General features: G+C 68.5%; 19 protein-coding genes and 1 pseudogene. 5 read left to right on the forward strand and 15 right to left on the reverse strand.

What is annotated here, in order from left to right:
- Positions 1-38: 38 nt before the first annotated feature.
- The 3 genes from AB0I94_RS33800 to AB0I94_RS33810 all read right to left on the reverse strand — a co-directional run bounded on the left by AB0I94_RS33800 (position 39) and on the right by AB0I94_RS33810 (position 4100).
- Positions 39-2051: an SPFH domain-containing protein gene (locus tag AB0I94_RS33800; protein ID WP_363313549.1), complete on the reverse strand. Its 2013-nt coding sequence runs from the start codon at positions 2049-2051 to the stop codon at positions 39-41.
- A gap of 86 nt (positions 2052-2137) precedes the next feature.
- A complete protein-coding gene (locus AB0I94_RS33805; protein ID WP_363313550.1) occupies positions 2138-2758 on the reverse strand; it encodes a hypothetical protein in 621 nt (206 codons plus the stop codon).
- Positions 2759-3038: 280 nt separating this feature from the next.
- Positions 3039-4100 carry a helix-turn-helix domain-containing protein gene (locus AB0I94_RS33810; RefSeq protein ID WP_363313551.1) on the reverse strand — a complete coding sequence of 354 codons (1062 nt, stop codon included), beginning with the start codon at positions 4098-4100 and terminating at the stop codon, positions 3039-3041.
- Between the two features lie 271 nt (positions 4101-4371).
- On the opposite strand from AB0I94_RS33810, the gene AB0I94_RS33815 reads away from it, so the two are divergent.
- On the forward strand, positions 4372-5622 hold the full coding sequence (locus AB0I94_RS33815; RefSeq protein ID WP_363313552.1) for a cation:proton antiporter: 1251 nt from the start codon (positions 4372-4374) through the stop codon (positions 5620-5622).
- Positions 5623-5667: 45 nt separating this feature from the next.
- Here the strand turns inward: AB0I94_RS33815 and AB0I94_RS33820 are convergent, their stop codons facing one another.
- The 3 genes from AB0I94_RS33820 to AB0I94_RS33830 all read right to left on the reverse strand — a co-directional run bounded on the left by AB0I94_RS33820 (position 5668) and on the right by AB0I94_RS33830 (position 7741).
- A complete protein-coding gene (locus AB0I94_RS33820) occupies positions 5668-5859 on the reverse strand; it encodes a hypothetical protein (protein WP_363313553.1) in 192 nt (63 codons plus the stop codon).
- Between the two features lie 299 nt (positions 5860-6158).
- Entirely contained in the window at positions 6159-7274 is a 1116-nt protein-coding gene (locus tag AB0I94_RS33825) for an SPFH domain-containing protein (RefSeq protein WP_363313554.1), read from the reverse strand.
- A 29-nt stretch (positions 7275-7303) separates the two neighbouring features.
- Positions 7304-7741, reverse strand: coding sequence for an NfeD family protein (locus AB0I94_RS33830; protein WP_363313556.1), 438 nt, complete (start codon positions 7739-7741; stop codon positions 7304-7306).
- Between the two features lie 286 nt (positions 7742-8027).
- Between AB0I94_RS33830 and AB0I94_RS33835 the strand changes: the two genes are divergently transcribed.
- Complete coding sequence (locus AB0I94_RS33835) at positions 8028-9452, forward strand: FG-GAP repeat protein (protein ID WP_363313557.1); 1425 nt, start codon at positions 8028-8030, stop codon at positions 9450-9452.
- A gap of 106 nt (positions 9453-9558) precedes the next feature.
- Here AB0I94_RS33835 and map read toward each other — a convergent pair whose 3' ends face one another.
- Positions 9559-10329 (reverse strand): type I methionyl aminopeptidase, encoded by a 771-nt coding sequence (gene map / locus AB0I94_RS33840; RefSeq protein ID WP_363313558.1) that lies wholly within the window; start codon positions 10327-10329, stop codon positions 9559-9561.
- A gap of 65 nt (positions 10330-10394) precedes the next feature.
- On the opposite strand from map, the gene AB0I94_RS33845 reads away from it, so the two are divergent.
- Positions 10395-10694 carry a helix-turn-helix transcriptional regulator gene (locus tag AB0I94_RS33845; RefSeq protein WP_363313559.1) on the forward strand — a complete coding sequence of 100 codons (300 nt, stop codon included), beginning with the start codon at positions 10395-10397 and terminating at the stop codon, positions 10692-10694.
- A 68-nt stretch (positions 10695-10762) separates the two neighbouring features.
- Here the strand turns inward: AB0I94_RS33845 and AB0I94_RS33850 are convergent, their stop codons facing one another.
- A complete protein-coding gene (locus AB0I94_RS33850) occupies positions 10763-11338 on the reverse strand; it encodes a CGNR zinc finger domain-containing protein (protein ID WP_363313560.1) in 576 nt (191 codons plus the stop codon).
- Between the two features lie 189 nt (positions 11339-11527).
- Here AB0I94_RS33850 and AB0I94_RS33855 point away from each other — a divergent pair, with 189 nt between their 5' ends.
- Positions 11528-12706, forward strand: coding sequence for an epoxide hydrolase (locus AB0I94_RS33855; protein WP_363313561.1), 1179 nt, complete (start codon positions 11528-11530; stop codon positions 12704-12706).
- A gap of 64 nt (positions 12707-12770) precedes the next feature.
- Here AB0I94_RS33855 and AB0I94_RS33860 read toward each other — a convergent pair whose 3' ends face one another.
- Complete coding sequence (locus tag AB0I94_RS33860) at positions 12771-13463, reverse strand: TetR/AcrR family transcriptional regulator (protein ID WP_363313562.1); 693 nt, start codon at positions 13461-13463, stop codon at positions 12771-12773.
- Between the two features lie 53 nt (positions 13464-13516).
- Here AB0I94_RS33860 and AB0I94_RS33865 point away from each other — a divergent pair, with 53 nt between their 5' ends.
- Entirely contained in the window at positions 13517-14635 is a 1119-nt protein-coding gene (locus AB0I94_RS33865; protein ID WP_363313563.1) for an NAD(P)/FAD-dependent oxidoreductase, read from the forward strand.
- 43 nt (positions 14636-14678) lie between these two features.
- Here AB0I94_RS33865 and AB0I94_RS33870 read toward each other — a convergent pair.
- The 6 genes and pseudogenes from AB0I94_RS33870 to AB0I94_RS33895 all read right to left on the reverse strand — a co-directional run.
- Positions 14679-14774: pseudogene (locus AB0I94_RS33870) on the reverse strand (VOC family protein); the annotation flags it as partial.
- A 55-nt stretch (positions 14775-14829) separates the two neighbouring features.
- Positions 14830-15468, reverse strand: a complete 639-nt coding sequence (locus tag AB0I94_RS33875) for an SH3 domain-containing protein (RefSeq protein WP_363313564.1) — start codon at positions 15466-15468, stop codon at positions 14830-14832.
- Between the two features lie 253 nt (positions 15469-15721).
- Positions 15722-17989 carry a catalase gene (locus AB0I94_RS33880; RefSeq protein WP_363313565.1) on the reverse strand — a complete coding sequence of 756 codons (2268 nt, stop codon included), beginning with the start codon at positions 17987-17989 and terminating at the stop codon, positions 15722-15724.
- Between the two features lie 408 nt (positions 17990-18397).
- Positions 18398-19231: a PIG-L family deacetylase gene (locus AB0I94_RS33885; RefSeq protein ID WP_363313566.1), complete on the reverse strand. Its 834-nt coding sequence runs from the start codon at positions 19229-19231 to the stop codon at positions 18398-18400.
- 358 nt (positions 19232-19589) lie between these two features.
- Positions 19590-21062: an FG-GAP-like repeat-containing protein gene (locus AB0I94_RS33890; RefSeq protein ID WP_363313567.1), complete on the reverse strand. Its 1473-nt coding sequence runs from the start codon at positions 21060-21062 to the stop codon at positions 19590-19592.
- A 59-nt stretch (positions 21063-21121) separates the two neighbouring features.
- Positions 21122-22558, reverse strand: a complete 1437-nt coding sequence (locus tag AB0I94_RS33895) for an FG-GAP repeat protein (RefSeq protein WP_363313568.1) — start codon at positions 22556-22558, stop codon at positions 21122-21124.
- Between the last annotated feature and the right edge of the window lie 329 nt (positions 22559-22887).

Genomic DNA, 22887 nt, shown 5'->3' on the forward strand with positions numbered 1-22887 from the left:
TCGGCTCTCGGGAGAACCGTTCAGCTCTGAGGGAGCCTTCAGTTCTTCAGAGAGCCGTTCAGTTCGGCGATCGGCATGTCGGCAAGGCCCAGCTGGCTTGCCTTCTTCAGCAGTTCGTCCAGTTGCCCGGACTGTTCGCCTCCGCCTTTTATGAGCTTCATCAGCAGTGCGGAGACGGTGAGATGCTGCACGTCGGAAGTGGAGACGGAGCCGAGCATCCGGGACAGGTCGTCGGTGAAACGTGTGGTGCCGTCCAGCCACGGCCCTGCCAGGGCCTGGGCCGTCTCGGAGTTCTGCACGAATCCGTCGACGCTCTTGCCGAGCGAGATCGATGACATCAGGCGGTCGAAGAAGATCGACTCGCCGCCGACGATGCTGATGTCCGCGTTTTCGAGGCCGGTGGCAAGGACGGTGGCCTGCGCCTCGGCGATCTGCCGCTGCACGTCGATGCCGGCCAGGCGGATGTCCTTCTCCGCCTCCAGGCGCAGCCGGTACTCCTCGTGGGTGCGGGACGCCTCGTCCAGCGCCGCCATCGCAGCCGCCTTCTCCGTCAGACCCGCCGCCTCGGCCCTGAGCTTGGCTTCGGTGCCCTGCGCCTCCGCACGCATGCGGGCCTCGGTGGCCTCGGCCTCGGCACGGCCCGCCTTCTCGATCGCGCCGGCCTCCTTCTCACGCACCTGCACCTCGGCGAGCCCGGCCGCCGCTGCCTCGGCCTGGACGCCTTCCGCCAGGCGGAGCTTGGCCTGCGCGTCCAGGTCGGAGGCCTTCAACCGGGCCTCGGCGAGCGTGATCTCCTCAGCGGCCCGGTGCGTGGCCGCCTGCTCGGCCGCCTCAGCCGCCTTGATGCTCTTGACCAGGCCTTCCTGCGCCTGTGCCTCGGCTGCGATGATCACGGCCTGCCGCTCACGCTCGGCCTCTTCCACGGCGCGCAGCTTCTTGATGGACTCCTCCTGCTCGGCGACCGTGCGGTCCACTGCCACCCGCTCGCGGACCACCTCGGCGATCTCACGCTTCTCCGCCTCGACCTCCTTCTGGGCGGCGATACGCGTCAGGTCCGTTTCCCGCTCCCGCGCGATGACTTCCAGCAGACGGTCCTTCTCGATGCGCTCGTTCTCGATGGCGATCACACGTTCGCGGTTCTTCTGCGCGACCGCGACCTCACGGGCCTGGTTCTCGCGCTGCACACCGAGCTTCTCCTCGGTCGCGAGGAAGGCGCCCTGTGACCGCAGCCGCTCCTCCTCCACCACCCGCGCCGTCTCCGCCTCCTCACGGGCCCGTACGGTGTCGACCTCACGCTTCTGCCTGATCTCGGCATCCGCCTGACGACGTTCCAGCTCGAGGATGGCCTCACGGGCATCGACGTTCTGGCGGGTGATCTCCTTCTCCTCGTGCCGCGTGTACTCGTTGGTGCGTACGTGCTCGACGGCCGTCAGCTCGGTGATCTTCCGGATGCCCTGCGCGTCCAGGATGTTGGACGGATCCAGCTGGTTCAGCGGCGTCTGCTCCAGGTAGTCGATCGCCGCGTCCTCCAGGCTGTAGCCGTTCAGATCGGTGCCGATGACCTGGATGATGCGGTCGCGCAGCTCATCGCGCTTGGTGTAGAGGTCGGCGAAGTCCATCTGCTTGCCGACCGTCTTCAGCGCTTCGGAGAACTTCGCGTTGAACAGTTCCTGCAGCGTGTTCTGGTCGCTCGCCCGCGCCGTGCCGATGGCCTGCGCCACCCTGATGACGTCCTCGACGGTCTTGTTGACCCGCACGAAGAAGGAGATGCGGATGTCGGCGCGGATGTTGTCCCGGCAGATCAGGCCGTCCCTGCCGGTGCGCATGATGTCGATGGTCTTCACCGAGATGTCCATGACCTCGGCCTTGTGCAGGACGGGCAGGACGACCTGCCCGGTGAAGGTCACATCGACCTTGCGCATCTTGGAAACGATCAGCGCCTTGCCCTGCTCCACCTTCCGGAACAAGCGGGTGACCGTGAACAGCAGCACGACGACGATGAGCAGGACAGCGGCGACTGACACGCCGATGCCCAGAGTGATGGCATCCATGTGAAGTCCTAAGAAAGTCAAGGAGGTCTACGGCCGACGACGGGCGTGGGCCTGTTCGGGCAGGCTTCGGTGGTGCCTGGCGAGGCTCAGGCGCCGCCGGAGCCGGGGCCGGGGTCGAGCGCCGCGTCGTAGGGCGCGACCAAGAAGAACTCGCCGGTGTCGTCATAGGCGTACAGCAGCGCGGTACTGCCCGCGACGAAGGCGTCGGTGCCCTCTTGCCTGACCTGGACGATGGCGGTGGAGCCGTCCCGCGCGGTGACCTCCGCCTGACCGAAGCCCGCCTCCACCCGCCCCGTGCGGATGGTGCAGGTCGATCCGATGAAGTCCTGCCGGGACGGCCCGGGTTCATCGGGGAACAGCTTGGCCAGCGGCCGTACGACAGAGCGGGTCAGCCACCAGGCCATGAGGACGGAGAGCAGGAACACGCCACCGTCGGCCGCGAGATGCGCGACGCCCTTGATCCCGGACCGCCCGAGCAGCACCGCGCCGGTCACGCTGGTGAACCAGCCGATCACGACCATCAGCGACACAGGGACGGCGACCGGCACACCGCCCATCCCCAGCGCACCCAGGTCGGCGTCCGCGTCGAAGCCGTCCGCGTCGAAGCCACCGAACAGCACCAGCAGCCAGAACCCGATGACGACCAGGAGAGCGGCGCTGAAGACGACGCCCGGAAATCCTCCGACCGCGCCGAGAAACTCCTCCATGACCCACCCCCGTCCCGTCGGTGCTGACGACGCGTGTCCGGATGCCGGGTCCCGCTTCCGGAACCCGGCATCCGAACTCGCCCCCGTTCCTGCCTCCGCCATACTGGCCTGCTCCCCACGACCGGCGCATTGCCGGAACCCGGCAATCTTTACGCGCCCTTGATGCCGGACGGCACTCCCCTGACGTAGCCAGGACCGGACACCGACGTGCGACGTACTGTGGGACACAGCGCCTACCGGCCTTGCGCGGCCGACGTACACCCGCGCCCCGTCCCCCGGCTCAGAACTCCTGCGCCGGCCAGTCGAGAAGCCGTGCGCCGATCACAGCGGTCTGCAGGGTGTAGCGATGGCCGGGATCGGCCGGGTCCGCTCCGGTGAGCTGATGAATGCGCTGCAGGCGATAGGTGAGGGCGCGCACACTCAGCAACAGCCGACGGGCCGCTTCTGCCGCCACGCACCCGGAGTCGAAGTACGCGGTGAGCGTGTCGATCAGCGGCTGGGCGCCGCCACGGGCCTTCGTCAGGGGGCCGAGTGTGCCGAGCACCAGCTCGGCCATGGCCTGCCGGTCGCGGGTCAGTACGGGATAGACGAGCAGATCCGCGGCGTGCAGCACGGGCTCGTCGATGTCGAGGCGTTCGGCGAGATCAAGGGCGTTCAGGGCTTCCTCGTAGGAATGGACCACGCCGCCCGCGCCCTGCTGTGGGCGACCGATGGCCACGCGTCCACCGCCGGTGGCCGCGAACGCCTGCTTGGCGAAGTACAGCAACACCTCGCCCTGATCGCCCGGCGCGACGCACACCAGACGTCCCTCCTTGGTGGTGAGGAGAATGCTGCGGTCCCCGAACCGGCTGATCAGCGCCTGCTCCACCTCGCGGGGCGCGGGATCGCCCTCTTCGTAAGCGACCGCGCCCTGGGCCACCGCGACGGCGTGTGCGTACGAGAGCCGCAGGCCGAACCGCTCGGCCCGTTCGGCGAGCAGCCCCAGATCGCTGCGGCCGTACAGCAAGTCGTCGATGAACTCGCGCCGGATGGCCTCCTGTTGGCGTACGGCCAACCGCTGGGCCCGCTCGTAGCCCTCCGCGAAGCCGTCGATGGCCTGTTCCACAGCGGCCAGTACGCTTTCGTAGGAGGCTGAGTCCGTCTTCGGCCAGTGGGTACGGGTCGCCGCCAGGTGCGCACCCACCAGCGCACGCAACCCGAAGCCCGCCTCTGCGGCCCGCTCCCCCAGGGCACGGCGCGAGTCCAGCTCGTCGCGGGTCAGTCTGCGGCCGGTCTTCGCGGCGTCGGCGAGTACGTGGGCATACCCGTCCAGATACTCCTCGGGTATTTCGCCTGCTGTCATGCCCGCCCCTGATTTCCTGATGCGCTGTTAACGCCTTTCTAGCGCATTGCGTGGCGGCATGTAGCAACCGACGGGCTCATCGGTGCCCGGGTACGGCAAGGTGTCCGGGCAAGCGGGCGCTCCGGGGGCGGAGTTGTCACCCTGGCCACCCGCACGCCCGTCAAGAACCTGTCAGTGCCGCGTCAAGAACGTGTAGGGTTCCCTGCGGTGTGCCGGGAAGCCTGGTCGGCGGTTTTGAGACAGCTCTCTTTACTGATCGGGGATCCCGGCCATGGTGCTCATCGTCGTCTTCGGAGTCGCACTGCTCATCGCGGTGCTCCTGTCCGGCCTCGCAGCCCGCACCATCTTGTCGACCTCCCTCCTCTTCCTGGTCGGCGGCGCGCTCGTCAGCGATGGCTTCCTCGGGCTCATCCACATCACGCCGGACAGCGAGATCGTGTCCGTGACGGCCGACCTGGCGCTGTTCGCCGTGCTGTTCACGGACGGCATGCACGTCTCCTTCCCCAAACTACGCACCAACTGGAAGAACCCGGCCCGCGCGCTCGGTCTCGGCATGCCACTCGCCTTCCTCCTCATGGCGCTGGCCACGCACTACCTGGTCGGCCTTGACTGGACGACGTCGTTCCTGGTCGGTGCGGTCCTCGCGCCCACCGACCCGGTGTTCGCTTCGGCCATCGTGGGACGCAAGGAAGTCCCGTCCAAATTGCGGCAGTTGCTGAACGTCGAAAGCGGCATCAACGACGGCCTGGCTCTCCCCATCGTGCTGATCCTCATCGCCGCGGCCGGCCCCACCTCCGGCCACGCGGAGGCCTCGCTCGGGAAGATCGGCCTGGAGCTGCTGCTGGGACTCGTATTCGGTGTCATCCTGCCGATGGCGGTCATCGAACTCGTACGCTTCCGTCACCTCGGCGCCGAACCGAAACTGCAACCGCTGCTCCCGCTCGCGATCGGCGTGATCCTCTACGCCCTGTGCCACCTCACCCACGCCAACCCCTACCTGGCCGCCTTCTCCGCGGGGGCAGTACTCACCGCACGCTCGGCAGAGGCGAAGACAGCTTTCGAACCGCTGGGTGAAGCGCTTGCCGAACTGGCGAAGTTCGCAGCCCTGTTGGTGTTCGGCGCGCTGCTGACGCCACAACTCTTCAGTGATCTGACGGTCGGCGGCTACGCCGCCGTGGTGCTCGCGATCGTGCTGATCCGACCCGTTTCGCTGTTGCTCTCCCTCATCGGGACCCGGTTCGTGCGCAAGGAGAAGCTGGTGGCAGCCTGGTTCGGGCCCAAGGGCTTCGCCTCGGTGGTCTACGGGCTGCTCGTACTGCAGGCAGGGATACCGCAGGGCGAGCAGGCATTCACCCTCATCGCCGTCTGCATCGCCTTCTCGATCATCGCCCACAGCAGCACCGACGTACCCATCGCCCGCCTCTTCCACGTCGACGACCTCGTCGGCGTACCCGGCCAACGCGTCGTCACCGCGAACGCCCCGCTCAGTACCGGCGAAGAGGCCGACCGTGTCGACACGTGACCTCGCCGACACTCACGCGTTCTTGAGCGCAGGCGACGACGCCGACTACGCGACCGGCTGCTCGTCGAGGAAGGGGACGGCACCGTGCTGGATGTGCAGCGCATGCTGAAGGGGGTGGCGAAGGCCGGGTCCCGGGGTGACACCGAGTACTCCGTGCGGCCGTACGCCGTCAGCACCAAGACGTTCGCCGCCTTCGCGTACGTCGCCGAACAGCTCGGTTACCGCTACGCGGGCCACACGCCGGGGACTGGCGCGACGAACAATCCGTACTTCTCCTTTCGACGCCTGCAGCCGCTACCACGCGCGCGTCCTGGGCAACCTGATCGTGCTGCTGGTCGCCGCAGCCGTCTTCCTCGCCTTCACGGGCTACACCAGCGATCGTGTACTTGTCGTCGGCTGCATCTGGGGAGCGCTTCTCGCGCTGTATCTCATCGGCCTGCCCATCACGCGGGGCCGACGGAAGAAGCACCGGACCAGGCTGGCAACCGCAGGAACGGACTGGCCACCTCGGCGCCCTCGATGAACCCGGTATGAACTCAATCGCCGGAAGTCTGCCCCCGGCGCGGTACCTTGGGCGACTTCGCGGCCTCGGCCTCGGCCTTGGCGTCGTTCACCGCGGCGGCGGCCTGCTTCTCGGCCTCGTCGGCAGCCCTGGCAGCGTCGAGCGAAAGGGTCGAGCCTGTATCGAGCTCAGGAACCCGGCTTGCGTCCGACGTGCCGTCAGCGTCGGCGGCGGCTGCTTCTGCCTGCTCGGGTTGCGCAGGTTTGGGAGCCCCCGCAGTCGGCTCATCGCCGAACGCACGAGTGACGGTCCGGACCGCCTCCGTCAGCTCCCCCGGGATCACCCAGAACGTGTTGTTGTCGCTGCTCGCCAAGTGCGGCAGCGTCTCAAGGTACTTGTAGGCCAGGACCTTGGGATCGGCATTGTTGCGGTGGACGGACTGGAAAACGAGCTCCACCGCCTTCGCCTCACCGTCCGCCCGCAAGATCATCGCTTGTTGCGTGCCCTGCGCCTCCAGGATGTCCTTCTGTTTCGTGCCTTCCGCGGTAAGGATCTTGGCTTGCCGCTCCCCCTCGGCGTGCAGGATGGCCGCGCGCTTGTCACGCTCGGCCCGCATCTGCTTCTCCATCGCTTCCTTGATCGTGGTCGGCGGATCGATGGCCTTGATCTCGACGCGGTTGACCCGGATGCCCCACTTGCCGGTGGCATCGTCGAGGACGGCACGTAGCTGGGCGTTGATCTCCTCACGCCCGGTGAGCGTCCCTTCCAGGTCCATGCTGCCGATGACGTTGCGCAGCGTGGTCACGGTGAGCTGATCGATCGCCTGCAGATAGTCAGCGACCTCGTAGGCCGCCGCCCGCGGGTCGGTGATCTGGTAGTAGAGCACGGTGTCGATGTTGACCACGAGGTTGTCCTCGGTGATCACCGGTCTGGGGTCGGACGAGTAGACCTGCTCGCGCACGTCGAGTTTGGTGTTGATGCGGTCCGCCACCGGCACGACCAGATTCAGGCCCGGTTGCAGCGTCCGGCGGTATCTGCCGAACCGCTCGATGTTGTAGCGGCGCGCCTGCGGAACGATCCGCACGGTGGAGGACACGAGGAAGACGACAACAAGGGCCGCCACGAGAATGAGAATGACCACGGGATCCACACTGCCTCCGTCGCTGTACGTTCAGCCGTTCATGGAAGAAGTTCGCGGGGGTAGACGACGGCTGTGGCGCCTTCGATCTCCATGACGTCCACCAGCGCTCCCACCGGGATCACCTGGCTTTCGTCCAAGGCGCGGGCAGACCACTGTTCACCGGAGAGTTTGATCAGGCCGCGGGTCGCGGTGACTTCCTGCAAGACCTCGGCCCGCTTGCCGATCAGTGCATCACTGCCGTCGCGTATGAGGGGTTGCTGTGTCATGAGCCGCAGCGCGACAGGACGGGCGATGAGCAGGCCCGCTGCCGCTGCCGCTCCGAGGGCCACGAACTGGCCGAGAACGCCGATGCCCACGCCGGCGACGACGGCGGCGACCACCGCGGCGCCCGCCAGCAACCCGAAGACCAGTGTCAGCGTGAAGAACTCCGCGGCACCCAGCACCCCCGCGGCGAGCAGCCATACGTACCACGGCATCGAATCGCCCTCCTGTAGAGGCCTCGTCCTCCACGCTACCTCCCGGAACGCTGAACAGGACAGACACAACAGCTGACGTTCGCGACCGTTGAGAGGTTCGCCCTGATCGGCAGCCGGTAGCCGGCAAGCCCAGCGTGATCCGAGCCGAGCTGCTCGCGGTACCGGCTCCTCGCGACTGCTGTCACCGGATGAGCGGCGCACATTCGTACCGCCCGACTCGTACAACCCTTCGACCCCTTGGTTTGTCTATGGCACCGTCCAGCACAGCTCCAAGGAGAGAACCTTCATGGCCCTGCCCTTCCGCACCGTCGTTGCCACCGCGGCCGTCACCGCGCTGACCGGTGGTTTGTTCGCCGTTGGTCCAGTGACGTCGGCGTCCGCTGCTCCCGCCCAGCTCGCCGACGACTTCAATGGTGACGGGCACCGCGACATCGCGGTCGGTGCGCCGTACAAGTCCGTCAACGGGGCGGCAGCCGCGGGTGGCGTGGTCGTGGCTTTCGGGGCATCCGACGGGCTGACCACCCGCAAGGTCGCCCTGACCCAGAGTTCTGCGGGAGTGCCGGGCACGCCGGAGGACAGTGACCATTTCGGAATCTCGATAGCCAGCGGCGACCTGGACGGTGATGGATACGCGGACCTCGTCGTGGGCGCCGACGGCGAGGACGTGGACACCTACGAGGGCCAGGGCAGCGTCACCATCCTGTGGGGTGGCGCCGAGCCGTTCACCAGCAGCACCACGACCACCGTGGAGAATCCGCAGCAGTGGCAGTCCCACGGCTACGACGTCGCGGTGGGGGACTTCACCGGCGACAGCGGCGCGGACCTCGCGGTGATCGAGCCGGGCGCGGTCGTCGTGTACGGGGGCGGCTTCGCCCGAGGGAGCAAGCCAGCCCCTACGTACACCATGTCGGTCCCGGGGGCGGGTCTTCGATACTCGGAGGCCGCCGTGGGCGATGTCAACGGGGACGACAAGGACGACCTGGCTGTGACCGGCGATGCCGGCACCGGACGACCGGGCACTGACATCTTCACGGGCCAGGAAGGCCGCCCGAGCCGGACTCAGCGCGTGGACGACGGCAACACCGCCCTCGCTCTCGGTGACATCAACGGTGACGGCTTCGACGACATGGCCACCTCTCTGACCTGGCCCGACTTCTTCTCCGTCGACGACCCCAGCAACGGCTCCGGCTACGTCACCGTCCGCCTCGGCAGCCCGACGGGCTTCGGCGACCCGGTGACCCTGCACCAGAACAGTACGGGTGTGCCCGGTGCCAACGAGGACGGCGACAACTGGGGGGCCTCGGTGGCGATCGGGGACATCACCGGTGACGGCAAGGCCGAACTGGTGGTCGGCGCCAACGGTGAACAGCTCGGCGATCTGGACAACGCCGGCGACGTGACCGTGTTCCGCGGCTCCGCCTCCGGTGTTTCGCAGTCGGCAGTCGTGCGCATTTCCCAGGACACCGCCGGAGTTCCGGGCGCCGCCGAGGCCGGGGACCTCTTCGGCGCACAGGTCCGCATCGCCGACTACGACGACAACGGCAAGGGCGACCTGGCGGTGACAGCCTCCTTCGAGAACAACCGCAGCGGTGGCCTGTGGACCCTGCCGGGCACGTCGTCCGGCCTCACCGGCTCCGGCTCCAAGTCCCTCAGCTCAGCCGAGTTCGGCCTCGCGAGCGGCTCGCGGTTCGGGGAGAGCCTGCTCGACTGAGCCGTGTGTCAGGTACTGATCGAGCGACGCCGTGAGGGTCAGCCGAATCGCGGCTGCCCCTGACGGTCTCGGCGCACTGAAGCTTTCCAGAGGCGTTCGTCAGTGATCAGTTGGGCGACGTGAGGACTTCGGCCCCGGACTCGGTGATCGCGATCGTGTGCTCACTGTGTGCCGTCCGGCAGCCTGTCGCGCTGCGGAGCGTCCACCCGTCGGCATCCGTGACGAGTTGAGCGGTGTCCGCCATCACCCACGGCTCCAGGGCGAGCAGCAGGCCGGGGCGCAGTTTGTACCCACGGCCGGGCCGTCCGGTGTTCGAAACATGCGGGTCCTGGTGCATTGTCGATCCGATGCCGTGACCGCCGAACTCCGTGTTGATCAGGTAGCCCGCCTCGCTGAGGACGGTGCCGATGGCGTGGGAGAGGTCGCCGATGCGGGCCCCCGGCCCGGCGGCGGCGATCCCCGCGGCCAGCGCGCGCTCGGTCGTTTCGATCATCGCGACGCTCTCCGGGGGCTTGGTGTCGCCGACGATGAAGCTGATGGCGGCGTCTGCCGCGACGCCCCCCTTGGAGACGGCGAGGTCGAGTGTCAGCAGGTCTCCGTCGGCCAGCGTGTATTCGTGGGGCAGTCCGTGGAGCACGGCGTCGTTGACGGCTGTGCAGATGTAGTGTCCGAACGGGCCGCGTCCGAAGGAGGGCGCGTAGTCGACGTAGCAGGACTGCGCTCCCGCCTCGGCGATCATCTTCTCGGCCCACCGGTCGATGTCGAGCAGATTCGTACCGACCGTGGTGCGGCTCTTCAGCGTGTGCAGGATGTCCGCGACCAAGGCGCCAGAGTCCTTCGCTCGGGCCAGCAGAGTCGGGTTCAGAATCTCGATCATGCGACGCTCTTTCCATGCAGCCAATAACTATCCCGGTCAAACTATACCGGTCTAGAATCTAGGTCATGGTCAGGTTGCCGCTCACTCCCGCAGAAGTCGCTCGCGGTCAGCGCCTTGGCGCCCTCCTGCGTCGGGCCCGAGGAGAACGTTCGATGCTCGAGATCGCACTCGACGCTCGCGTCTCCCCAGAGACACTCAGGAAGATCGAGTCGGGTCGCGTAGCCACTCCCGCCTTCCCGACCATCGCGGCGATCGCCGATGTCCTCGGCCTCTCCCTCGATGCGGTGTGGGCAGAAATCAGCCAGCCCGATCACGGCGTTGGACCGGCGACCGGTCACAGTGCACGTGAACAGCTGACCGCCTAGCGGATCGGCTGCGGCGGCGTGACTGCCTGGCCGCGGACCGGACCAAACCGATGCACCGAGAGCAAGAACTACTTTGCTGCTTCGGGGTTTTCGCGCTTGTGGGCGTTGAAGCGCGCCTTCTTCTGACGGTTCCCGCACGTGTTCATGTCACACCATTTGCGGGTGCGGCTTTGGCTGGTGTCGAAGAATGCCGCTTGGCAGGTCGGCGATGAGCACAAGGCCAATTTTCCGTCTCGTTCGCCTGCCACGATGCTGATCGCGTCGGCGGCAATGACGCCCAGGGCATCCTCCACGGAGGAAGCCGAGCTGAGTCGCCAGCGTCGATTGCCCTCGGGCGTCAAGACAGCCGCGGCCCGGCCCTGAATGCTGCAGTCATTGATGACCTGGACAGCAGACACAGGGAGGGGGTCTCGGCGCGCGGCCGCTGTCGCAGCGGCGTGAATTGATTCCCTCAGCTCCCAGGCGCGTTCGAGCTGCGCAGTGGTGGAGCACTCCACGGCCAGGCCGCTCACCGCCAGCCAGTCGACGAGTCGGTTCGGCGTGGGAATGCGTTCCACAGCGTCGCCACGACGCTCCGTCAGGGTCGCCGTGAAGCTGGTCGCCAGCACTTTGCCGAGACGGAAGTCAGGGAACTGAGCGCGCATGGAACCACCTTAGCTGGTTGCACGCTCACGTCGAGCCCTGCTAGAACCGTCTTAGCCGGTTCCGATGTGTCGCAAGCCGGTTCGCCGATGACCAGGAGGTCTCATGCCCACACACTGGTGCGTCACCGACGCCGCGGTCGGCGTTGACCGTGGGGCTGTCACCACGTCCGCTCATCCCGGGAGGATCTCGTGAACCGCCCAACCAGCGACGTGCACGCATTTGAAGCGCACGCAACTGACGCCGACCTCGACGACCTGCGCGCGCGTTTGGCAGCGGCGCGGCTGCCGGAAGCCGAGACGGTCCATCGCGCCGCGCCCGACCCGCGCCGCTGGGATCAGGGCGTTCCTCTTGCCGACCTCGTGGACGTCGTGAACTACTGGCGCACCGGGTACAACTGGCGTTCGTTCGAATCGCGCCTCAACCAGATCGGCCAGTTCCGCACGGTCATCGACGGTCTGGGAATCCACTTCCTGCACCGCCGGTCCGCCCGCGCAGACGCCACACCTCTCGTCATTACCCACGGATGGCCAGGCAGCATTGCTGAGTTCACCCACGTAGTAGACGAACTGGCGGATCCGAAAAGCGCAGACGCACCCGCGTTCCACGTCGTGGTCCCGTCGCTGCCCGGTTTTGGTTACAGCGACAAGCCGGCCGCAACCGGGTGGGGGATCGAAAAGATCGCCGCCGCATGGGTGGAACTGATGGGAAGGCTCGGCTACAGCAAGTTCGTAGCCCACGGCGGCGACTGGGGAGGTGTGATCACCACCGTCCTCGGCGGCAGGTTCCCGGAGCACGTTCTCGGGATCCACACAACGACCGCGCAGGCACCGCCCGGGTTGACAACGGACGGGCTGACGGCGGCCGAGCGCGAATGGACCGAGGGGACCCGCGATTTCTGGCGGTACCGCGCGGCGTACGCGAAGCAGCAGGCGTCCCGACCGCAGACCATCGGCTACTCACTCGTCGACTCGCCGGTCGGGCTTCTGGCCTGGATCCTTGACAAGTTCGCCGAGTGGACAGATACCGAAGACAGCCCGTTCGAGGCGATCTCCAGAGACAGCTTTCTCGACGACGTCACCCTGTACTGGCTGACGCGGTCCGGCGCATCATCAGCCCGCATCTACTACGAAAGTCACCTCTCGCTCGACCCCGAACTTCGGGTCGATGTCCCGTCAGCGATCAGTGTGTATCCCCGCGACATCGAGAGGTGTCCGCGCGCCTGGGCACAGGAGCGGTACCGACAGATCGTCCGATGGAGGACGCCCGAATCCGGGGGGCACTTCCCGTCGCTGGAGGTTCCCGAGTATTTCGTCAAGGATCTGCAAGAAGGCCTCGCGGCAGTGCTGGCCGCAAGCGGCAGCCAGTGACCCCAGCCCCCGGTTCGGGTACATCGCATGCGTAACGGGCGGCTGCCGAGGATGGTTCCGAGTGTCACGCCGGCGGCCGGGCGAGCTTGCCGGCCACAGCGTCGAGGACCCACTCCAAGCCGGTCGCGAAGGACGTCTCGGCGTCCACGTCCGTGCCGTCGTACACGGCCTTGGTCAGCGCCGGGAAGCGACCCGTGGCCAGCTCTCTCGTCAGGTGCGGGCCGCGGGCGCGCTGCCAGTCGTGCCTGGACAGGCCCGTGGCGCGCTCGGCCCGCAAATTCGTGATCTCGCGCCTGATCGCACCCGTGAAGTAGGCGCTGACCGTCTCCACGGCGCGCATGACGGTGTCGATGTCGGCGAGGCCGTCGAGGGCGGACAGGGTGGACTCGGCCACGGCGAGGCCGTTCGGTCCCAGGGCGGGGCGGCCGCCGAGCAGGTCGGCCAGCCATTCGTGACGGACAGCGGCCCGCCTGGTGCGGTGGGCGAGGACGCCCAGGGCCTCCCGCCAGTCACCGGGTTGTTCCTCGGGGAGGATCTCGGCGTAGACCTCGTCCACCATGAGGTCGAACAGCTCCTCCTTGGTGGTGATGAATCGGTACAGCCTCATCGGGCCGACGTCCAGCCGGGCGGCGACCTTGCGCAACGACACCGCCTCGAGCCCGCCCTCGTCGGCCACTTCGACAGCAGCGGCCACAATCCGCTTCCGATCGAGCGACACGGGGCTGGCCGACGGCTCCGGGCGATCCCACACAGTCATGGGAACACCGTACCGTTGCGATACGCCGTATGGAGTCGATACGGTGTATCGCTATGAGACACCGCATCGCCGTGGTCGGCGGCGGCCCTGCCGGCCTTGCCTTCGCCCGCGTCCTGCACCGTCACGGCCACCCCGTCACCGTCTTCGAGCGCGACCCCGCTCCCGACGCCCGTCCTCCGGGCGGCACGCTGGACCTGCACGAAGAGCTGGGCCAGCTGGCACTGGACAAGGCGGGACTGCTGGCCGGGTTCCAGGCGCTGTCACGCCCTGAAGGGCAGGCGATGCGCATCCTGCGGCCGGACGGGTCCGTCCTGCGCGACTGGCGCCCCCGTCCGGATGACCGGGCCAATCCCGAGATCGACCGCGGGCAACTCCGTGACTTGCTGCTCGGCCCTCTCGACGTCCGCTGGGGGCGGGGCGTGACGCAGGTGGAGCCGGGGACCCGAGATGGCGCGCTGGTCCACCTCGCGCACGGGCGACGGGAAACGTTCGACCTCGTGGTCGGCGCGGACGGAGCCTGGTCGCGGGTCCGACCGGCAGTCTCGTCGGTGACGCCGCACTACACCGGCGTCACGATGGTCGAGACCTCCCTGGACGACGTCGACACCCGCCACCCCGACATCGCCCGGCTGATCGGCGACGGTTCCGTGGCGGTGTACGGCGTGAACCGAGCTCTCGTCGCCCAGCGAAACAGCGGCGGCCACGTCAAGGTCTACGCCCAGTTCCGCGCGCCGCTCGACTGGCACGCAAACCTGGATCCGGCCGACGTCGAGGCTTTGCGATCGAGTCTGCTGGCTCTGTTCGACGGCTGGGCCGCTCCCGTCCTCGGCCTCCTGCGCCAGGGCGCCGCATTCGTCCACCGCCCCCTCTACGTCCTGCCCGAGTCCCACACGTGGACCCACGTCCCCGGGGTGACGCTGCTGGGCGACGCCGCCCATCTGATGCCCCCGTTGGGTGCGGGCGCGAACCTCGCGATGCTCGAAGGCGCCGAGCTCGCCGAGTCCATCGCCACTTGCCCCGGCGACCTGGACGAGGCCGTCCGCGCATTCGAGGAACACATGTGGGCACGGGCCGGCAGGTGGGCGAAGATCACGACGGCCGGTCTGGAACGCCTCGTGAGCCCGGACCCCGCCGACGCCCTCGCCCTGTTCGACCAAGTCCAGCCATCCTGATCGCCAAGCACGAAAAACAGCACCATGACGGCTCGGAGGACGCTCAGTCGATGCAGAACTCGTCGCCCTCGATGTCCTGCATCGGGATGCACGAACCGTCGCCGTCATACAGCGTCCGCACGTGGACCACGCCGAGCGGCGTGGTCCACGAGGGGAGGCTGAGCCCCAGCATGCTGGGGCTCAGCCCGGCGACGTCACTTGCAGAGCGGAACCGTGCCGCGGGCCTTCACGTAGCGGGCGGTGACCCAGCCCTTGGGCGACTTGACCTGGTACCAAATACGGTTACCGTCGACCGGCTGACCGACCTTCCTGCAGATCAGACCGGTGGACTGGCCGCTGCGGTAGGCCCCGGTGACCGCCGAGCGGGAAGTCGGCTGCTGGCGTACGTTCACGCCGGCCTTCGAGGTGACAGTGCCCTTGAACACCTTCGGGGCCGGCGTGGGCGATGCGAGAACAGTGAGCCTGGCCTTGGCCGTCCACTTGCCGCAGCCCACACCTGCCACCGCGACCTGGTGGGCGCCGGGGGCGGCCTTCGCCTTCACCACTGCGCGGCCCGAGTGCACCGGCGGGTTGCCTCTCTTCGCCAACGCCACTGCGCTGACGAAGGCATCGGACCTGGCCTGTACCGAACGGCAGGTCTTCGGGGCGCCCACGACCTTCACCGTGACCGCGCCCTTCTGCTTGGCCGTAGCCGGGCCGAGCATGACCCGAGGCGCCGCCTGAGAGGCTGCGGACGTCGGTGCCGGCTGAGCGTCCGCGTGCGCGAGGCCAGTGAGCGCCGCGGAGGCAAGAGCCGCCGCCGTGCACACGCTCACGACATGACGAACCATCATCGTTTCTCCTTGGTGACGCGCCGTCGGGCCGCTGGTAGCAGGCCCGTATCTCCAGGTGGAAACGTAGATCCGACACCGGCGAGATGAAGTGATCTCCCTATACGACGCGCCTCCCGTCACCAGAATGCAGGAGCGGCCCAGAAAGACAGCGCGTCCCCCTTGGAAGCAGCGACCGCCGTTCCAACCGTGTGATGCCGGCACGCTCTGGGCCGGGGAAACGTGTTCCCGGCCCAGAGCGTGCCGTGGACGGTCGTCACATGGTTGTGCCGAACCGCTCCCAGACGCGGTGCCGGGTGAGCAGCTCCTGCATCTGGTCGAGTACCGCGGCGCCGCTGTCCCCGAGAACGACGCCGGGGGCTTCGGCCGGCAGGCCCGCGGCTTCGAGGACCCGGTCGGCACCGGCCCAGCCGCCGATGGCCTTGCCGTGGCGGAACGCCTCGTCGAGCAGCAGCCTCAGCCGCGGATCGGGCACCGAGGCTGCGGTCTTCGCCTTCGCGTCGCGCGCCGGGACAGCGTCGGCGCCGGCGGCGGGTGCCCCTACCACCAGGAGGGCGTCGAACTCGATGGACCGGGCCGTGGCGAACGTCCGCTGCACGGTGATGGGCTCGCCGCCCGCCTCCAGTTTCCCGCCGGCCGGGGCGATGACCAACGGCACCATGCCCGCGTCGAGCATCGTCTCGCGCACGGCACGTACTCCGTCGGCGTCCTGGGAACCGTCGGTCACGATGCCGATGATGCGTCCGTCCACCGGCCAGCTGTGGCCGAGTTGGGAGAGGGCCGGGCTGGGTTGTGCGTCCGCGAGCGGCTCGGTCGGACGGGGCGCGGGCAGCCCGAGTGCGGCGGCGACCTGTGCGCACAGCTCCGTGTCGATGTTGGCCAAGGCCTGCAGCCCACGTTCCTTGACGGCCTGCTCGTAGCACTTGCCGAGCTCGAAGGAGTAGGCGTTGACGATGTGCTCGCGCTCGGGCGGGCTCATGCTCAGCCAGAAGAGGCGTGCCTGGCTGAAGTGGTCGTCGAAAGTGGCCGGCGCTTCGCGGACCTTGCGCGAGGCGGGCAGCTCGACGGGCACCTCGATGTCCGCCCCGGTGTCGGCGCCGGCCATGAACGGGCAGCCCGCGTCGAGCGAGTTGGGGCGGTACGGCGCGGCGCCGCGGTGCACGGCCGTCTGGTGCATGCCGTCCCGCAGCATGTCGTTGACGGGTGCGTGCGGCCGGTTGATGGGCAACTGCGCGAAGTTGGGCCCACCGAGCCGACTGATCTGGGTGTCCAGGTAGGAGAAGAGCCGGCCCTGGAGCAGCGGGTCGTCGGTGACGTCGATGCCGGGGACGAGGTGGCCGACGTGGAAGGCCACCTGCTCGGTCTCGGCGAAGAAGTTCGAGGGGTTGCGGTTGAGCGTCAGCAACCCGATGGGCTGCACCGGCGCCAGCTCCTCGGGCACGATCTTCGTGGGGTCGAGCAGGTCGATGCCCTCGAAGGTCTGCTCGGGGGTGTCGGGGAAGGTCTGGATGCCCAGCTCCCACTCGGGGTAGGCGCCCGCCTCGATGGCGTCGGCGAGGTCGCGGCGGTGGAAATCGGGGTCCACGCCACCGGCGATCTGCGCCTCCTCCCACACGAGGGAGTGCACACCGAGCTTGGGCTTCCAGTGGAACTTCACCAGGGTGGTCTCGCCGGCCGCGTTCTCCAGGCGGAAGGTGTGGACCCCGAAGCCCTCCATCATCCGGTACGAGCGGGGGATGCCCCGGTCGGACATGTTCCACAGCGTGTGGTGGGTTGCCTCGGAGTGCAGGGTGACGAAGTCCCAGAACGTGTCGTGGGCGCTCTGCGCCTGCGGGATTTCCCGGTCGGGGTGGGGCTTGCCGGCGTGGATGATGTCCGGGAACTTGATGGCATCCTGAATGAAGAAGACCGGAATGTTGTTGCCGACGAGGTCGAAGGTGCCCTCGGTGGTGTAGAACTTCGTCGCGAAGCCGCGGGTGTCCCGGACCGTGTCCGCCGAGCCGCGCGAGCCGAGGACGGTGGAGAACCGGACGAAGACGTCGGTCTCGACCCCTTCTCCGAGGAAGGCCGCCTTGGTGACATTGGTCGCCCGGCCGTAACCGCGGAACACGCCGTGGGCAGCGGCACCCCGCGCGTGGACGACCCGCTCCGGAATGCGCTCGTGGTCGAAGTGGGTGATCTTCTCGCGCAGGTGGTGGTCCTGGAGGAGGACCGGCCCGCGCGGACCTGCCTTGAGCGAGTGGTCCGTGTCGTACAGCCGGTCGCCCTGCGCGGTGGTGAGGTAGGCGCCCTGCTGGGCGGCGTCCGCCTGGCCGTCACGTGAGGGGGCGCCGGTGGGGCTCACGGGCCTCGGGCCGCTCTGGTCGGCTTTGGGCGGCAGGGGATCTCGCACCTCGGTGGGCTCGGCGAACGTCGGTGACTCGGGGCCCGGCTTGCCGGGGACGCCCTCTTCAGGCCCCGTCGTCCCCGTGACCGTGTCCTTCAGCTTCTCGGCAGCTGCCTTGATGGGGTGGTCGCCATCCATCTGCATCTCCTCTTGGTGCGACGTGCTGGGGCGGGCCGTACGAGCAGCCCGCACGCAATGGTGAAAGTGGGGTACCCGGATTTGAGCGTTCCGCACGGACCAATGCCGCCAAACCACCCGCAACCGGGTGGCACAGGCTCAGCTTTGCAGCAGGTCACCCAGTACGCGATGGGACCTTCAAGGACTTGACCGGGCTTGATCCACACCGGACCGGCCGCGGCCTCCTCACCACGACCCCGCTTGATCGACCCGGGGCGGTGGGTCGGTACGAGCCTGATTCGGGCACGAGGAGGCACCACTGCGCCGGGATCCGTTCGGGTGACGACCGGAGCCACGGCCGGTCACCCGCAGGGTCCAGCGGAGGGGTGCTCGGCAGGGCGTCCCCTGCCGAGCACCCCTCCGGGCGGATCAGCGCAGTCCGGCGAAGAGATCCTTCTCGGGTACGGCCGCGCCGGTGGCGTCCTTGACGCGTACGAAGGTCTCCATGCCCATCAACTCGCCGAACCTCTCCTTGCCCATCTTGAGGAAGAAGATGTTCTCGCCCTGACTGGCGTGCGCGGCCAGCGCGTCGTACTTCTGGCCGCTGAAGGCGGTGGTGTCCACCCACGTGGTGATCTCGTCGTCAGGCAGGCCGATCTCGGCCAGCGCGGCAGCCTCGGCAGGGTCCGGCTCCGGCATGTCCTCGTGGAACTCGCGCATGATCTCCCCGAACCGCTGCATCATCGAGCGGGGCATCGTCGTCCAGTACACCTTCGGTGTCAGCGCGGTCATCTCCAGCGCCGCCATCGTGATGCGGTGGGCCTGGATGTGGTCGGGGTGGCCGTAGAAGCCGTTCTCGTCGTAGGTGACGACCACATCGGGGCGGTAGTGCCGCATGAGTTCCGCGAGCCGGGCGGCGCCCTCCTCCACGGGGGTCTGCCAGAAGGACTCCGGGGCATCATTGCTCGGCCAGCCCATCATCCCGGAGTCGGCGTAGTCCAGCGTCTCCAGATCACTGATCTTCAGGACTTCACAGCTCTCCTGAAGTTCTTGACGGCGCATCAGGGCGACGGCCGCCGGATCATGCCCGGGATCGCCCGGCTTGACGCCCCCCGGCCCGTCACCGCACCCGCCGTCGGTACACGTCACGAGAACCGTGCGGATGCCTTCCGCCGCATATTGCGCGAGGACCCCTCCGGTTCCGGTGGCCTCGTCGTCGGGGTGGGCGTGTACTGCCATGAGCGTCAAAGGCCGGTCAGTCATGGAACAGTCCTCCTGCAGAACTATGTCTTGGTCTCAGGGCGCGGCTGGCGTACCGCGATCCTGGGGCCCAGTCCCTGGTGGGGAGGGCGACCTTGTGGTCGCCCTTTCCCTGCCGCGGGTTACCGGTGCCTCGTCGATGCAACAGCGCCGGTCGCGCCAACTGTTCCCGGCACGGCCGCTTGATCCGCGGCCTGCAGCAAAGACTCGGAGGTGTGTGCATCCGGGATGACGTCCGTGCATGGGGCGGCCCGCCGCCCGAAAGGCGGCGGGCCGTCGAGGCGGGCCCGGCCAAGGTCAGCCGGTTCGGGGCGTTCCGTGACCCCGCATGGACAGCGTGCCGGGTCACGTCACCGCTGTTTCAGCGCCCGAGCACCCGCCCGTAGTACAGCGCACCCTGCAGCCCGAACAGCCGCGGCGTCAGCGCCTTGGAGCCCGCCCCGGCGCCGTTCGGCAGGGTCCAGACGCCGCCCGTGCTGAGGTTCTGGTCGTACTCCGCGCTGTTCTCGTTGTAGGCGCCGACCGTGACATCGCCGTCCCCGTCACCGTCGTAGTCCCCGAGGGCCAGCGCCGAGCCGAACTCGTCGTTGACCTCCGGCGCCCCCGGCACCCCGGCGGAGTCCTGGTGCCAGGCCGCCGACCTGGCGGTGCCCGAGGCGTCGAGCAGACCGTCCGGTCCCGAGGTCAGCACGGTCGCCGAACCGGCACGGTCCGACGTCCCGATGGCCTCGGCGGGCACACCCGCCACCAGGTCGTCCCGGCCGTCCCCGTTGAGGTCCCCCGCGGCCAGCTTGATGCCGAAGTTGTCCGCGTCCTCCGCCGTGCCCGCGACGCCCGGGGTGTCCTGACTGACAGTGTGGTTGCGGGTGCCGAAGCCCTCGGCGCCCCCACCTCCGTAGAACACCCGGACCTTGCCACCCTTGGCCAGTTCGTCAGGGCCGCAGGCTCCGGTGGGCCGGTCGGCCTCGGCCGTGATCAGGCAGTGCCCGAGCGCCAGGTCGTCCACGCTGTCGCCGTCGAAGTCGCCCGTGGCTATGTCGTAGCCGGTGGCCGGGGACTTCCAGTACTCCTGCAGGGCCGAGCCGTTCCAGCGCCACAGGGCGGTGCGCGAGTAGTCGTTGGAGTACGCGGAGATCGCCAGGTCGGTCTTGCCGTTCCCGTCGAAGTCCCCGGCCGCCAGCCTGCCCGAGGTGCCACCGAAGCCGGTGTGGAGCAGATGCGTCAGCGGCTTGTCCTCGGTGAGCGGGCCCGGCCGCAGGGTGACCTCGCCGAACTCCCCGTGGGGCAGGCCCACCGCCACGTCCACCGCGCCGTCCTGGGTGAAGTCACCCACGGCGAGCGAGGCCCCGGCGCCGGCGCCCGCCGGGCCCTGCGCGATCGTCCTGCCGCGCTCGAAGCGGCCACTGGACGAGCCGTACAGAACGACCACCGAGCCGTGGCCCGTGGCCGCCGGGTCGCTGCCGACGTCCTCGCCCGGCGCCCCGACGACGACGTCGGTGAAGCCGTCGCCGTCCACGTCGGCCGTTGCGACGGTACTGCCGAACTGGTCGTTCTTCTCGCTGGTACCGGGGACGCCAGGGCTGTCCTGGCTGACAGAGGTGGTGGAGGTGCCCGCCCCGCTCGATCCGCCGTAGAGCACGTGCAGATAGCCCGCGGACTTCTCACCGTCGATGTCCCCTCGAGCCACGCCGACCACCGAGTCCGCGTACCCGTCACCGTTGAAGTCGGGCCCCTGGACGGCCGCCGGCGCCGCGCCCGCCGTAGGGGCGAGCCCCGCCGACGCGAGGACGGTGGCGGCGCCGAGCAGGGCGGCGGAAAGTCTCCTACTGCGCACAGGTGCTCCACATCACGATGCTGGACAGTGAGTTCACATGCCGGAGGACAGGCGGATGCCTAAAGTCCCAGCACTTCGCCGTACTTGATGGCCCCGTGAGGCAGCGCGAAGCCGAACGGGGTCAGCGACTTGCCCAGCGGGTACGTCTCCTCGGTGCTGCTCGGCGCGAACCAGACACCACCCGACCTGGGCTCACCGGCGTTCTCCCCGGGCGCGCTCACCGCGGTGTCCCACAGACCCTCGCGGTTGTAGTCGCCGACGGCCGCCTGGGCGCCGAAGCGGTCGCCGGCCTCGGCCGTGCCGGGCATGTTCGGGGTGCTCTGGCTGCGGGCCAGGCCGCCGTGGAGGCCGTGCTCCGTGCCGTTCATGGTGACGTATCCGCCCGCGTCCTTCACGGTGCCCACGTCCTCGCCGGGCACACCGACGACCAGTTCCGGACGGCTGTCGCCGTTCAGGTCACCGGCGGCCAGCGCGGCGCCGAAGTCGTCGCCCTCCTCGGCGGCGCCGCCGACATCCGGGTTGGACTGTGTGATGCACTCGTTCTCGGTGCCGAAGTCCGCGGTCTTCGATCCCTTGAGCAGGACTACCGCACCGCCGAGGCGGTCCTCGCAATGCGTGGTCTCCGACTCGGGGTTGGGCTGTACGAGGCCGACCGCGAGGTCGTCCGTTCCGTCCCGGTCGAAGTCGGCGGTGGCGAGCGCGCTGCCACGGTCGGCGTCGGCCCACCACTGGGCGGGCTCGGCCTGGTCGTCCCAGCGCGTGATGAAGGTGCCGGAGTCCTCCATGGCCTTCCAGGTGGTGGCGAGGTCGTCCCGGCCGTCGCCGTCGAAGTCACCGGTGGCCAGGTCGCTCGTGCTGCCGCCCATGCCGTAGCTGCGCAGAGTGGTGGTGGTCACCGGGTCGGCGGTGAGCGGGCCAGGGCGGAACCGGAGCGACCCGCGCTCCTCGCTGCTCTCGCCGTACGCGAGGTCGGTGTCGCCGTCGCCGTCGTAGTCGCCCGTGGCGATGGTGCTGCCGATGCCGCTGAACTCGGACGTGCCCCTGGCCACGGTGGTGCCCTTGACGTTGAACCCCGAGCCGTCCAGGACGGTGATGGTGCCCTCGCTGCCGTGCTGCTCGGAGTTGAGCGTCTCGCCGCTCGCGCCGACGACGAGCTCGAAGACGCCGTCGCCGTTCACGTCCACGGGTGCCACGGATGACCCGAAGCGGTCGCCCGCCTCGGGCGTGCCGGGTATGCCGGCCTCGGCCTGACCGATGACGCCGGTGGACTGGCTCGGGCTCTGCGGGCCGCCATAGATCACGCTGACGTAGCCGGCCTTGGCCTTGCCGTCCACCGTGGCGTCGGGCATGCCGACCGCGATGTCCCCGTATCCGTCGCCGTTGAAGTCGAACCGCGCAGTCGTGGCGGCCGCGGCGCTCCCGGCGAGCGGCAGGGTCAGTCCGGCGGCGGTGAGTGCCACTACGGCAGCGGTGGCGGACAGGGTACGTACACGCACAGTGCAACTCCGGTGATCGAAGGGCCAAATCAAGAAGAAGTCAGGGGAAGACCTTGGGGGAAGGACTTCACTTCCGGCAATGTGACTCACGAGGCATACGAAGGGTTGTGCGAAGGCAGCCGCCCGGTGAACACGACCTGCTTGAGCACGAGTTCCGTCCCAGGGGCCACAGCAGCCAGGCATTACGCAACGCGCTCCCTGACGCCCCAGCCGGAGGGTGCGCCTCACAGGACCGGCGGCTCCGCCATTGGGCCGACAAATGACGGTCATTCACGTCCCGTTGACGTGCGCCGCCCATCCCGCCACGCTCGGAGTGCATGTGCGCACCC

It is taken from the genome of Streptomyces sp. NPDC050147 (assembly GCF_040660195.1).
Taxonomy (GTDB): Bacteria; Actinomycetota; Actinomycetes; order Streptomycetales; family Streptomycetaceae; genus Streptomyces.

Coding starts and splice junctions, on each gene's coding strand:
- AB0I94_RS33800 (WP_363313549.1), bottom strand. CDS start 2,051: ATGGATGCCATCACTCTGGGCATCGGCGTGTCAGTCGCCGCTGTCCTG.
- AB0I94_RS33805 (WP_363313550.1), bottom strand. CDS start 2,758: ATGGAGGAGTTTCTCGGCGCGGTCGGAGGATTTCCGGGCGTCGTCTTC.
- AB0I94_RS33810 (WP_363313551.1), bottom strand. CDS start 4,100: ATGACAGCAGGCGAAATACCCGAGGAGTATCTGGACGGGTATGCCCAC.
- AB0I94_RS33815 (WP_363313552.1), top strand. CDS start 4,372: ATGGTGCTCATCGTCGTCTTCGGAGTCGCACTGCTCATCGCGGTGCTC.
- AB0I94_RS33830 (WP_363313556.1), bottom strand. CDS start 7,741: ATGCCGTGGTACGTATGGCTGCTCGCCGCGGGGGTGCTGGGTGCCGCG.
- AB0I94_RS33835 (WP_363313557.1), top strand. CDS start 8,028: ATGGCCCTGCCCTTCCGCACCGTCGTTGCCACCGCGGCCGTCACCGCG.
- map (WP_363313558.1), bottom strand. CDS start 10,329: ATGATCGAGATTCTGAACCCGACTCTGCTGGCCCGAGCGAAGGACTCT.
- AB0I94_RS33845 (WP_363313559.1), top strand. CDS start 10,395: ATGGTCAGGTTGCCGCTCACTCCCGCAGAAGTCGCTCGCGGTCAGCGC.
- AB0I94_RS33850 (WP_363313560.1), bottom strand. CDS start 11,338: ATGCGCGCTCAGTTCCCTGACTTCCGTCTCGGCAAAGTGCTGGCGACC.
- AB0I94_RS33860 (WP_363313562.1), bottom strand. CDS start 13,463: ATGACTGTGTGGGATCGCCCGGAGCCGTCGGCCAGCCCCGTGTCGCTC.
- AB0I94_RS33865 (WP_363313563.1), top strand. CDS start 13,517: ATGAGACACCGCATCGCCGTGGTCGGCGGCGGCCCTGCCGGCCTTGCC.
- AB0I94_RS33875 (WP_363313564.1), bottom strand. CDS start 15,468: ATGATGGTTCGTCATGTCGTGAGCGTGTGCACGGCGGCGGCTCTTGCC.
- AB0I94_RS33880 (WP_363313565.1), bottom strand. CDS start 17,989: ATGGATGGCGACCACCCCATCAAGGCAGCTGCCGAGAAGCTGAAGGAC.
- AB0I94_RS33885 (WP_363313566.1), bottom strand. CDS start 19,231: ATGACTGACCGGCCTTTGACGCTCATGGCAGTACACGCCCACCCCGAC.